The following is an 11957-nucleotide window of genomic DNA, read 5'->3' on the forward strand; positions in this document are numbered from 1 at the left end:
TAATAACTATTTTTCTCATCTAACTATAACATAGAGTTATATGTTACATCTCCATTTTTGGGAAAGATGTTCAATTATGGTTCCATCCATTTTGTGTAAATGTCATTCAGTTGCTCTTGTACTTGCTCCCTTTCGCGCCAACGCTGAGCGAGCTCATCCACTCCGATCTGCTCGGACTTCTCGTTCAATTCCATATCCATCTCTGCCAACCTGGCTTCGAGCTGGCTGATTTGCTGCTCCAGCTTCTCCGTGTTGGGCTTGGGTTGCTTCGAAGGAGAATGGGCATAATGGTCCGCTGCTTGATTGCGCTTGACCGGATATGCTTCCTTCTTCACGGCAAGCGGCTGACTTTCCTCCGTGCGAAGCTGCTTGCGCTTCTCGGCATAATCATCGTAAGCGCCAAGATAAACCGTGAGCGCAGCTCGATCGAGCTCCCACACTTTATTCGCCAGTCGATTAATAAAATAACGATCATGCGATATCGCAAGAATCGTACCGGGGAAGTCTTCCAGCGCATCCTCAAGCGCTTCTCTGGAGGCGATGTCCATATGATTCGTCGGCTCATCCAGCAGCAGCAAATTCGGCTTCTTCAGGATGAGCAGCGCGAGTCGCAGCCGCGTCCACTCGCCTCCCGACAACTGGCTTACGCTCTTGAACACATCTCCTTGGGTGAATAGATACCGCGCCAAATGCGAGCGGGCTTCGCCCTCCTCCATCCCCGCAGCCTCACGGAAATAGGCGAGCACATTCTTCTTATCATCCGCAGGATATTGCTGCTGAGCCAGATAACCGATATCCACGCGTGCTCCGATATCGATCGTTCCGCTGTCCGGCGCTTCCGTTCCGAGAATCAGCTTGAACAGGGTCGTCTTGCCTGTTCCGTTAGGGCCAAGCAGCATAATCTTCTCGCCGTATAGCAGCATCCCATTGACCTGCTGTAACAGCTTCCGGTCACCGTAGCTCTTGCTTAATCCCTGAACCTTTGGGATCAAGCACCGGACGCTTCAGCCTCTCCATTCGATCCAGTGCCTTCTGCATCGAAGCCGCCCTGCGGAAGAACTTCTCGTTGCCGCCGACTCTCCCCCACTCCTGCAGCTGCTTAATCGTCTCTTTCATCTTCTTAATGACCTTCTGCTGCTCCTGGTACTCGGCAAACTGCTGCAGCAGCTGCGCTTCCTTCTCCTTCACATAACCGCTGTAATTGCTATGGTAAGTAACGGCTTCGCCGTCTTCGATATCGATTATTTTCGTAACGACATGGTCCAGGAACATCCGGTCATGCGAAACAATCAAGCAAGTACCGTCATATCCGTTCAGATACGATTCCAGCCATTGCACGCCTTGCAAATCCAAATGATTGGTCGGTTCATCCAGCAGCAGCAGTTCCGGCTTGCTGATGAGCTGCGCCGCAAGGCCAATCTTCGTCTTCTCCCCGCCGGATAAGGTGCCATACCGTCTTTCGTACATTTCACGCGGAATTAGCAGCCCCGTCGTGACCGTATCGATCTTCGCATCGAGCTCATAGCCGCCTTCATTCTGAAATCGCTCCTGCAGCACGGAGTATTCGCGAAGCAGCTGCTCCAGCCGCTTCTCGCTCGTGCCCGGATCGGACATTTCCGACTCCAGCTTCGTCATTTGCGCTTTGCACGCCAGGAGCTCCGCATACCCGGATGCCAGCACGTCGTATACTGTCCCATCGTCCCAAGCCGCCGGGATTTGGGCCAAATATCCGATTTTGGTATCCTTGCGAATCGTAAGCTGTCCTTCATCCGGTTTTGACAGTCTTGCGATGAGTGAGATCAAGGTAGATTTACCGCTTCCGTTGCGGCCAACCAGTCCTACCCGCTCCCCTTCGTGAATTTCGAAGGTTACATCTTCAAGCACCAGCGTCGCGCCGTAATATTTCTTTATATGTTGACCATTAACTATAATCATCATGGAATCCTCCCAGTTGTTTCGGAAGATCGCCCCCGCATTGGAACCAACAAAAAAAGAGCCGCAGGAAAATGCCCTGCGACTCTTCGGTCTTTACCGATCGAGGTCTAAGGTAGGCGTCTTCGCTTGAGTGATGGTGCCGTATTGGCAAATTTGGACAGACTGCTCCCGTTAGGTCCAAATGCATGCACGATGCCAGCCATAGCAATCGGCAGCTGGCTAATACGGTTGTTCACCATTTCTGAATTCATCCTACCTCACACCTCCTTCCTAATATTTATCTAACCATAACACAGATTACAGCCGCGCCGCAAGAAGAGCAAGACGAAACGGGCTATCGCCATAAAAAAAGCTCATATCGCTGTCCGCCCTCCCATACATATAGCTATGAAGCACACTCGCATTACAAGGGGGAAGCGAAATTGCACCAGGATGAGATCAAAGCATTAGAGCGGGCTATTGACGAAATCACTGAGATTGCACAAGGATTTGGCCTCGATTTCTACCCGATGCGGTATGAAATATGCCCGGCCGATATCATTTATACATTCGGCGCTTACGGCATGCCTACCCGGTTCAGCCATTGGAGCTTTGGCAAAACATTCAATAAAATGAAGATGCAGTATGATTTTGGCCTCAGTAAAATCTATGAGCTTGTCATTAACTCCAACCCTTGCTATGCCTTTCTGCTGGATGGCAACTCACTCATACAGAATAAGCTGATCGTCGCGCATGTATTGGCCCATTGCGACTTCTTCAAGAACAATGCGCGCTTCAGCGCCTCGAACCGAAATATGGTGGAAAGCATGTCCGCCACGGCCGAGCGTGTGAGTCAATACGAGCTGGAATATGGCACAGATGCCGTAGAGAAATTTATCGACGCCGTCCTGGCCATCCAGGAGCATGTCGATTCTACCATTATCCGCCCGTATAAGTTGGATAAAGCCCAATACATTGAGCTGTTGAGCAAAGCTAATCAAGTAGAGAAAGTGCCTCGCCAATCGCAATATGATGATTTGTGGTCGCTGGATTCCGAAGAACAAGCCGCGCAGGCGAGTCTCAAAGCATCCAATAATGAACCGAAGAAATTCCCGCCTCAGCCGGAGAAGGATCTCATCTGGTTCATCGAGGAATACTCTCCGAATTTGCAGGATTGGCAGCGCGATATCATGTCCATGCTGCGCGATGAGATGCTTTATTTCTGGCCGCAAATCGAGACGAAAATCATGAACGAAGGCTGGGCTTCGTATTGGCATCAACGGATCCTTCGCGAGCTTGATTTAACTAGCGCGGAAACGATCGAATTTGCCTCGCTCAATTCTGCCGTCGTGCAGCCGTCGCGACATTCACTGAATCCCTATTACTTGGGGCTCAAGATCTTCGAAGATATTGAGCGCCGCTGGGATAACCCGACCAAGGAGGAGCAGGATCGCTTCGGACGCAAGCCGGGGCTTGGGCGGGATAAAATCTTCGAAGTGCGGGAGTTCGACTCCGACATTTCATTCCTGCGCAATTATTTGACGAAGAAGCTTGTGGGCGATCTGGATCTCTACGTCTTCGAGAAGAAAGGCGCGGAATGGAAGATCACCGATAAAGCATGGGAAAACGTCCGCGACCAGCTTGTGACCTCTCGAGTCAACGGCGGATTCCCAAGCCTTGTCGTAACGGATGGCGACTTTAACCGCGTCGGCGAACTGTTCCTCTTCCACCAATATGAAGGGGTCGAGCTGGATTTGAAATACGTGGAGCGCACGCTCCCTCACGTCGTTCAACTGTGGGGCAAATCCGTTCACCTCGAGACAATCGTCGAGGACAAACGAATCGTATTCAGCTGCGACGGCAAGAAAACGAGCCGGAAATTCATTTAAAGAGAAAAGATCGCATACCCGTGCAGTCATCTAGGTGACTGTGGGATGCGATCTTTTTGTTCATCTATGAATTTTCCAGACTGAACAGCTTGTTCAAGGGCATATGCAAGTCTTGAAATACGGTGGATTGCACGATTTCTTGTTCTGTATATAGCTTCCTCACTTGATACGCGCCATCTTGAAGTGCATATACATGAACCGTGCGATTGCCGGGATCAACAATCCAATATTCCTGAACGCCATATTTCTGATATAAATTAAACTTTTCATTAAGCTTTGCCGTTTAATAATTCCCACGTACCGTCCCAGGTCAACCAATCTTGATAAATATGAATAATGTTCTTCTCACCCGGATTTGACATCATGTTCGACCTCCTCTTGATTTCTCACTTATCAGTTTATATTAAATGTACAATGATCACACAAATTGTGGTAAACTTACATCTAAATCACAGCACAAAAAAACCGCATCCCCAAACACTCGGGGGATACGATCTCTAGGCTTCGACCCTTCTCACATCAACCTTCACTTCCAAATTCGCTTCGCTCGTTCCCCGGTAGACACCTTTGACAGGGACAATATCCTTATAATCCCGGCCATGGCCCAGTTTCACGTAACGTTCGCCGACCAGCGCATCATTCGTAGGATCGAACCCGCACCAACCAAGACCCGGCACATAGGCTTCCACCCAAGCATGCGAAGCCTGCTCGAAATCCGCGTTGCCCCCGCGCAAGTCTCCAACAAAGTGATAGCCGCTCACATAACGAGCAGGCACACCCTTCGAGCGACATGCCGCGATCATCAGATGGGCAAAATCCTGACAGACGCCGCGACGTCTGCGCATCATGTCTCCTGCGATGGTGTGCACATTGGTCGCTTCCGGATCGTATACGAACTCGTTGCGTATCCGATTGGATACATAGGCCAGCCAGCTGTATACGCCCTGCTCTTTCTCATTGGAATCACTTAGCTGGGGCGTTTCCGCAAATGCCGCAACCTCCGGCGTAATGCCTGTATACTCCGTAGGCAGCAAGTATTCGGCAAACCGGTTTATCGCACCGTCCGTCGCCAACCAATCCCAAGCTTGACTAGGCGTCATGCCTTCCTGACCTTCAATCGGTTTAACGGCTTCCTTCGTGACGACCGTCATCTGCGTGCGAATAACCAACTTGCGATGCTGATCATTAACAGAGAACGCGTGCACGCGATTGCCGAAATAATCATCATAACTAAAGAGCGGCGCATTCGGCTCCACCGAGATGGAATGCTGATAACACGATTGCTGCTCATTCGTAAATGGCGTCAGCCTGATTTCATTGACACTGTCCATAACGGGATCCATGTACGAATATTGGGTTGTGTGCGTGATGCAAAGCTTCATGCGCTGACCTCCCCCATACGAAAAAAGGTATGAGCGAACGACACCCCCAGCTGCCCCGCAGCTTGGAGTAAATGTCCTGTCACTCGTCCTTCTTCATCACGCTGCAAATCCTCCCGCTCCAAACAAGCCAGCTCCGCCTTCAGCTTGACCACTTGCCGGATGATGCGATCATGTGCCGTACGAAGCTGTTTCTCCTGCAGTTGAATACCGCGCAGATGCTCATCTAGGGCATGCAACGAATAATGGACCGAACGTGGGAATACTTCATTCAGAATCAGGAACTCCATAATCGCTTCCTGCGAGAAACCATCCGCGTAATAACGGCGAAAAGTTTGGTAACCACTTACGGAACGCAGTACCGCTTGCAGGAATGGATACACATCATTACCGCTATCCATATCCGAAGGGAGCAAGGTTCTGGACGTAATCGCAGATTGCATAATACGAAGCGTATTCTCTGTTCGTTCCAGATAACGACCGCATTCAATGAAATGGAACTCGTTCTCACGCGGCATTACCGACTGTGTGATCCCTTGAAAGAGAGCGGTCCAGTCTTTAATTTTGCCAAAAAATTGATGAGGCGACTCCCGGGTCCAATCCCCTGCCTGCTTCTCACGCAGCCACAGATAGAAACCGTTCGTCACGTCCCACAGCTCGCTTGGCAGCTTCTCCCGAAGCGTTCTTACATTATCCCGAGCATGATTAACGCAAGTAACGAGGGAATTCGCATTGTCGCGATCAAGGGTGATATACAGCACAACATCCTGTTCCGTGTAGGAGCCGTACTGCGACTCGTACGCGTCTCTGCTGCCGAGTGCATCGACGATTCGTCCCCATTTGCACAGCGATTGGGCTTTCTCGCCTGGTTCGCCTTTCGGTATCGTATGGGAGTCATCTGACTGAAGGTGATAGTGAACATCAATTAGCCGAGCATGGTTCTCCGCCCGTTCCATGTACCGCCCAATCCAAAACAAAGCCTCTGCATTCCGGTTCAGCATCGTCCATCCCTCCGATTCCTATAATCGTTAACGACTAAGCACCCACGTATCTTTTACGCCGCCGCCCTGCGAAGAGTTCACGACTAAAGAGCCTTCCTGAAGCGCTACACGAGTCAATCCGCCCGGAATAACATGGGTTTGAGCACCCATGAGCACAAATACGCGTAAATCAATATGGCGCGGCTGCATAGCCCCTCCGAGCATCACCGGCGCCCGTGACAGCTTCATCGTCGTTTGAGCGATGTAGCGCCCAGGATCGCAGCGGATGGCGTCTGCGAATGCATGAATCTCCTTGGAGGATGCAGCAGGGCCAATAAGCATCCCGTAACCGCCGGAGAGCGAAGTTTCCTTGACTACGAGCTGATCCAGATTATCGAGGACATACTCCCGTTCTTCCTTGCGTGACAAAATGTAAGTAGGTACGTTATGCAGAATCGGCTCCTCGCCTAAGTAATAACGGACCATATCCGGAACATACGCGTAGATCGCTTTGTCGTCTGCTACGCCTGTACCCGGGGCGTTGGCGATGGCAACGTTGCCTGCGCGATAAGCATTCATGAGACCCGGCACGCCGAGCAGCGAATCCGATTGGAATGCTAATGGATCCAAATACTCGTCATCCAGTCTCCTGTAGATGACATCTACCTGTCGCAAGCCACGAAGATCGCGCAAATAGATTTTGTGATCCTTGTAGACCAAATCGCGGCCTTCCACCAGATGGATGCCCATTTGCTGAGCCAGAAACGCATGCTCGAAGTAGGCGGAATTGTAAGCACCCGGAGTCAGCAGCACAATAAGCGGGTTAGACTTCCCCGTTGGCGCCAAGCTGCGCAGCGAGCTGAGAAACACATTCAAGCTGCGCTCGATATCCGCTACCGCACTGTTCAGGTACAAGTCGGAGAACAGCTCACTCATCATACTTCTCCCTTTATACAAGTAAGAAAACCCTGATGGTGTACGAAGATTATCCTCCAGCACAAAATAGCGGCCCTTCTCGTCCTTAATTAAATCTATGCCGGATGCGGTCATATAGACGTTCTGCGGGACTTGCAGCCCTGCCATCTCAGGTCGAAAATATTTATTGCCGATGATCATTTGTCTTGGGATGATGCCGTCATTGACGATACGCTGCTCATGATAGACATCATGGATAAAGGCATTCAACGCTTTCACCCGCTGCTTCATACCGCGTTCAATGCTTTCCCATTCATGCTTTGGAATGATGCGGGGAATATAGTCAAACGGGATTGTACGCTCGAGCGGTTCATTCTGATTCTGGGTATAGAGTGTAAACGTGATTCCTTCCTCCAGCATCCGCTGTTGAATGGTTGTGTGGCGCGCTGTCAGCTCCGGCGGCTTCATACGGGCGAACGTTCGATGAACACCTTCATAATGCGGACGTACATTAAGCTCCTTATCGAACATCTCGTCGTAGAAAGATTGTGAATCGTAAGGATCGAATTGTGATTTCATCGCCATCGACATGTCAACCGCCTCCAAAGCCGTCAGTGTCACTATCATGTTAGTTATTGTGCTATCTCTTCTGTTTAACCGTACTTAAAAATGGATTATATTACTAGCATCATACCCAAATACGCCATGCGTGTCAACTTATATAACACACAAAAGGCCCGATATAAGCAGCCTTTACAGTAATTTAAGTCATATTATTGTTAGGTTGCGCTTACACGCCTTCCTACCACATTACGCAGCGGAAGTCGCGTAGGTTACCCCTTCATTTTCTCGGATAATCAGGTGCTTTACTTTGTCGACGTTCGCTCCCGATACCGTGGCATATAAGCCGCTTCCGTTCTCGGCCGTATCATCGAAGTACACATTTCGTTCAACCGGATTGTAGCTCACGGCTGCCGCCATATTAACAACAACGTTACGATCAAGTCGTTCATAGCCGAACGGTCCAAATACAAGCATCACTTGCTCCATCGTTTGGGGATACTGATAGCTCGCACCACTCTTGGTCATAAACTTGGGCCCTTTCGAAGAATGTGACACGAAGCATATCTTATCCATCGGAACCCACTCCTTTTCTCCGTTCTTGTTCAGCAGCAACAACTGCATGTCCAACACCCCTTCTACAACAGAATAAGAACTTATGTTCTAATTCTAACAGATGATTGCTTTGCCTGTACACCGCCTACATGCTTGTACCTCTCTAATCGAATGAAGGCCGCAGTACGCAACTTGCGCGTACTGCGGCACTCTCACTCCACTATCGGTTAAGCAAGCTTCCTACGTAACGCAGCAGCTCGTTGGCACAGACCGGGCAGTATCCATGCTCATCAATCAGCCGCTTAGTTACTTCATTAATACGCTTGAGTTGTTTCTCATCCGGCGTTTTGGTCGAAGTCGTGATTTTGACGATATCCTTTAAGTCCGTAAACAGCTTCTTCTCGATCGCTTCGCGCAGCCGTTCATGGCTGTAGTAGTCGAATTTCTTGCCTTTACGAGAGTACGAGGAAATCCGAATCAATATCTCTTCTCGGAACGCTTTCTTCGCATTCTCCGATACTCCGATCTGTTCCTCGATCGAACGCATAAGCCGCTCATCCGGATCCATCTCTTCGCCTGTAAGCGGGTCTTTGATCTTCGCCCAGTTGCAGTACGATTCAATGTTATCGAGGTAATTCTCGAATAACGTTCTTGCGGACTCTTCGAAGGAGTAGACGAACGCCTTCTGTATTTCTTTCTTGGCGAGTCCGTCATATTCTTTCCTGGCTGTGGAAATAAAATTTAAGTATCGTTCCCGCTCTTCCTTCGTAATCGAAGGATGCTGATCAAGTCCGTCTTTCAATGCACGCAGCACATCCAGGGCATTGATACATTGCAGGTCCTGCTTTATGAGCGCGCTCGAAATCCGGTTGATGACATAACGCGGGTCGATACCCGACATGCCCTCTTCGATGTATTCCGACTGCATTTCCTTCAGATCCGCTTCCTTGTAGCCTTCAATCTCCTCGCCGTCATACATGCGCATCTTCTTAACGAGGTCCATCCCTTGCTTCTTCGTCTCCTTCAGACGAGTCAAGATGGAGAAGATGGCAGCAGAGCGCAGCGAGTGCGGCGCGATATGAATGTGTTTCATATCGCTTTGACCGATTAGCTTCTTATAAATCTTCTCTTCCTCCGACACCTTCAGGTTGTAAGGGATCGGCATAACGATCATCCGGGATTGCAGCGCCTCGTTCTTCTTATTGGCGATAAAAGACTTATACTCGGTTTCGTTCGTATGCGCGATGATGAGCTCATCCGCGGAAATCAAAGCAAATCGGCCGGCTTTGAAATTACCCTCTTGGGTCAGGGAAAGCAAATTCCAGAGAAACTTCTCATCGCATTTGAGCATCTCTTGGAACTCCATCAGACCGCGGTTCGCCTTATTCAGCTCGCCATCGAATCGATAGGCACGCGGATCGGATTCTGAACCGAACTCCGTTATGGTGGAGAAATCGATGCTTCCTGTCAAATCGGCAATATCCTGAGACTTCGGATCAGATGGGCTAAATGTTCCGATCCCGATACGATTCTCCTCGGAAATCAATACGCGTTCGACTTGAACATTCTCAATATCGCCGCTGTATTCCGTTCTCACTCGCATCTGGCAGGATGGGCATAGATTGCCTTCAATTCGGACACCAAGCTCCCGCTCTGCTTCAGGCCGCAGTTCATGCGGGATAAGATGAAGCGGATCCTCATGCATCGGGCAGCCTTTAATCGCGTATACAGCTCCTCGTTCCGTTCTGGAGAACTGTTCGAGGCCTCGCTTGAGCATTGTAACGATGGTGGATTTGCCGCCGCTGACAGGTCCCATAAGCAGCAATATCCGTTTCCTCACATCAAGCCGCCGGGCTGATGAATGGAAGTATTCCTCTACAAGCTTCTCAACGGCACGATCCAAGCCGAATATCTCTTGTTCGAAAAACTTGTATTTCTTAGCCGTACCGCCATCATCCACAACCCCGAACGACTCGATCATCTCATAAACACGAGAATGCGCAGTCATGGCCGGAGTAGGATCTCGCTTCAGCAGGTCGATGTAGTCCTTGAAAGATCCGCTCCAAGCAAGTTTTTCGCCTTCCGCCTTGTACGCCGAAATCCGTTTCAAAATATCCATGCCGTAACCTCCTATAAGTTTTGCGATTGCAAAACTCACTTCGTAAGCCTATACTCCGACCAGCCTGATGCCACTACCTAGAACGCCTCATGCATGCGGGTAATATTTATCCAGCCATCTAAAGCTGCCCGGCATTTTTTATTGAAGTATTACATTCCTATGCGCTTTCGCAAGGGAAGTTGCCCTATTTTTTAAACAAGATTCCGCCATAATTCGCACTCTGCAGACACTAATTTTACAAAATGTTAATTCGGTTAAAACGAGCATCTGCCCGTCTCCATTGGGCCGGAAGCTAGACGTATGAAGACTTGACTCCTTCCTTCGCGCTCCTATAAACCCATGTCGAATGGCGGTAGTTGCGACAAACTTCTGGCGTGGCCGACACGAATAAAGTTGTGACACCGGATGTAACCACTAATTAATGGCTTAAGGGGATGTCCATAATGTGCTATAATCGTGAACAGACTACCCTCCAACGGAATCGAGGCGATGAATTGGCTGTCAAACACGAAACCGAGCTGTATCCGCCAATCAAGTCTTATTTTGAGAAACAGGGATTTGAGGTAAAGAGCGAGGTAATGCATTGCGATCTCGTTGCGATCCACCCGGATACGAATGAAACCATATTGGTGGAAATGAAGAAAACCTTCAATCTCGCGCTGCTGCTCCAAGGTATCGAGAGGCTGCGATTAAACAGCCATGTTATTCTCGCCGTGGAACGCAATCGCAAGAAGGTTGGAGCACACAATCAGCGTTTCGGCGACCTAACCGAGCTGTGCCGCATGCTTGGCATCGGCTTGATGACGGTAACCTTCTTCAAGACCAAATCACCTGTGCTGGAGATGCTTTGTCAACCAGGCGATCCGCCGGTAAGAGGGCAGCGGCGCGTCCGTCAAGCACGACTGCTCACCGAATTTCGCGAGCGCAGCGGCGACTATAATACCGGCGGCAGCAACAACCGCAAGCTCGTCACCGCCTATCGGGAGAAGGCACTTCGTGTGGCGTGGGCGCTTAACCAGCACGGCGAGCTTTCCCCACGCGCAGCAGCGGAGCTGACAGGCATTCCACGAGCCAACCATTTTCTCCAGAAAGATTACTACGGCTGGTTTGAACGAATTCGGCGAGGGCATTATAGCTTGAAACCGGACGGAGCTGCAGCGCTGAAGCAGTACAACCACATTATTGAAGCTTGGCTGCAGCAGCAGCCTGCACAAGCGTTAAACACCGCAATCATTCCTAGAAACAATTGATCAAAGGAGACCGGATACAGATGAGCGAAACGAATAGCTTTAGGATCATTGGCAATGTTGAGGATTTCCCGGAATTTCCTGCACACGTGAAATTGAACAACCAGCCGTATTACATTGTTGAAGCACCGCGCAAGGCCGATGAAGAACAGCGCTATAATCTAATCTCGGCGATCTGTCCGCATGCCGGCGGCATTGTCAGACCGCATCTAAATGAGCTTATCTGCCCGCTGCACTACTGGTGCTTCGATAAAGCGACAGGTGAATCCACCAATATTCCGGGAGAGCAGCTGGATTGCTCGCCGCTGGAGGTTCGGGACGGACAATTTCTGCTTCAAGCCTAATTCGAGCGTAACCAAAGAGAAGAAGCCCAGACTCCTTTAATTAAGGACTCTGGG

Annotated in this window: 10 protein-coding genes and 1 pseudogene; 3 read left to right on the forward strand and 8 right to left on the reverse strand. The window is 50.0% G+C overall.

Features of this window, described 5'->3' with window-relative positions:
• Window positions 1–74 precede the first annotated feature (74 nt).
• Together BLW29_RS17555 and BLW29_RS31460 are read right to left on the reverse strand one after the other, a co-directional pair.
• Window positions 75–1935: pseudogene (locus BLW29_RS17555) on the reverse strand (ABC-F family ATP-binding cassette domain-containing protein).
• A 107-nt stretch (window positions 1936–2042) separates the two neighbouring features.
• Window positions 2043–2186, reverse strand: a complete 144-nt coding sequence (locus BLW29_RS31460) for a hypothetical protein (RefSeq protein ID WP_177186691.1) — start codon at window positions 2184–2186, stop codon at window positions 2043–2045.
• A gap of 171 nt (window positions 2187–2357) precedes the next feature.
• On the opposite strand from BLW29_RS31460, the gene BLW29_RS17560 reads away from it, so the two are divergent.
• Entirely contained in the window at window positions 2358–3803 is a 1446-nt protein-coding gene (locus tag BLW29_RS17560; protein WP_090981911.1) for a SpoVR family protein, read from the forward strand.
• A gap of 64 nt (window positions 3804–3867) precedes the next feature.
• Here the strand turns inward: BLW29_RS17560 and BLW29_RS31825 are convergent, their stop codons facing one another.
• The 6 genes from BLW29_RS31825 to BLW29_RS17590 all read right to left on the reverse strand — a co-directional run bounded on the left by BLW29_RS31825 (window position 3868) and on the right by BLW29_RS17590 (window position 10312).
• Entirely contained in the window at window positions 3868–4026 is a 159-nt protein-coding gene (locus BLW29_RS31825) for a Uma2 family endonuclease (protein ID WP_256208707.1), read from the reverse strand.
• Between the two features lie 274 nt (window positions 4027–4300).
• Window positions 4301–5185, reverse strand: coding sequence for a transglutaminase family protein (locus tag BLW29_RS17570; protein ID WP_090981913.1), 885 nt, complete (start codon window positions 5183–5185; stop codon window positions 4301–4303).
• Window positions 5182–6183 (reverse strand): alpha-E domain-containing protein, encoded by a 1002-nt coding sequence (locus BLW29_RS17575; protein WP_090981915.1) that lies wholly within the window; start codon window positions 6181–6183, stop codon window positions 5182–5184. The genes BLW29_RS17570 and BLW29_RS17575 overlap by 4 nt, the downstream gene beginning before the upstream one ends.
• Window positions 6184–6210: 27 nt before the next feature.
• Window positions 6211–7668: a circularly permuted type 2 ATP-grasp protein gene (locus tag BLW29_RS17580; protein WP_090981916.1), complete on the reverse strand. Its 1458-nt coding sequence runs from the start codon at window positions 7666–7668 to the stop codon at window positions 6211–6213.
• A gap of 219 nt (window positions 7669–7887) precedes the next feature.
• Window positions 7888–8262, reverse strand: a complete 375-nt coding sequence (locus BLW29_RS17585) for a LytTR family transcriptional regulator DNA-binding domain-containing protein (protein ID WP_090981918.1) — start codon at window positions 8260–8262, stop codon at window positions 7888–7890.
• Between the two features lie 151 nt (window positions 8263–8413).
• Window positions 8414–10312 (reverse strand): PrkA family serine protein kinase, encoded by a 1899-nt coding sequence (locus BLW29_RS17590; RefSeq protein WP_090981920.1) that lies wholly within the window; start codon window positions 10310–10312, stop codon window positions 8414–8416.
• Between the two features lie 443 nt (window positions 10313–10755).
• Between BLW29_RS17590 and BLW29_RS17595 the strand changes: the two genes are divergently transcribed.
• Together BLW29_RS17595 and BLW29_RS17600 are read left to right on the forward strand one after the other, a co-directional pair.
• Window positions 10756–11562, forward strand: a complete 807-nt coding sequence (locus tag BLW29_RS17595) for a DUF2161 domain-containing phosphodiesterase (RefSeq protein ID WP_371264737.1) — start codon at window positions 10756–10758, stop codon at window positions 11560–11562.
• Window positions 11563–11582: 20 nt separating this feature from the next.
• On the forward strand, window positions 11583–11903 hold the full coding sequence (locus BLW29_RS17600; RefSeq protein WP_090981922.1) for a Rieske (2Fe-2S) protein: 321 nt from the start codon (window positions 11583–11585) through the stop codon (window positions 11901–11903).
• The last annotated feature ends 54 nt before the right edge of the window (window positions 11904–11957 follow it).

The sequence above is a fragment of the Paenibacillus sp. CF384 genome, assembly GCF_900106745.1.
Taxonomy (GTDB): Bacteria; Bacillota; Bacilli; order Paenibacillales; family Paenibacillaceae; genus Paenibacillus_Z.

What these genes read in the sequence shown, in the direction of transcription:
- BLW29_RS31460 (WP_177186691.1), bottom strand. Translation starts at nt 2,186, where the DNA reads ATGAATTCAGAAATGGTGAACAACCGTATTAGCCAGCTGCCGATTGCT.
- BLW29_RS17570 (WP_090981913.1), bottom strand. Translation starts at nt 5,185, where the DNA reads ATGAAGCTTTGCATCACGCACACAACCCAATATTCGTACATGGATCCC.
- BLW29_RS17575 (WP_090981915.1), bottom strand. Translation starts at nt 6,183, where the DNA reads ATGCTGAACCGGAATGCAGAGGCTTTGTTTTGGATTGGGCGGTACATG.
- BLW29_RS17580 (WP_090981916.1), bottom strand. Translation starts at nt 7,668, where the DNA reads ATGTCGATGGCGATGAAATCACAATTCGATCCTTACGATTCACAATCT.
- BLW29_RS17585 (WP_090981918.1), bottom strand. Translation starts at nt 8,262, where the DNA reads ATGCAGTTGTTGCTGCTGAACAAGAACGGAGAAAAGGAGTGGGTTCCG.
- BLW29_RS17590 (WP_090981920.1), bottom strand. Translation starts at nt 10,312, where the DNA reads ATGGATATTTTGAAACGGATTTCGGCGTACAAGGCGGAAGGCGAAAAA.
- BLW29_RS17595 (WP_371264737.1), top strand. Translation starts at nt 10,756, where the DNA reads ATGTGCTATAATCGTGAACAGACTACCCTCCAACGGAATCGAGGCGAT.
- BLW29_RS17600 (WP_090981922.1), top strand. Translation starts at nt 11,583, where the DNA reads ATGAGCGAAACGAATAGCTTTAGGATCATTGGCAATGTTGAGGATTTC.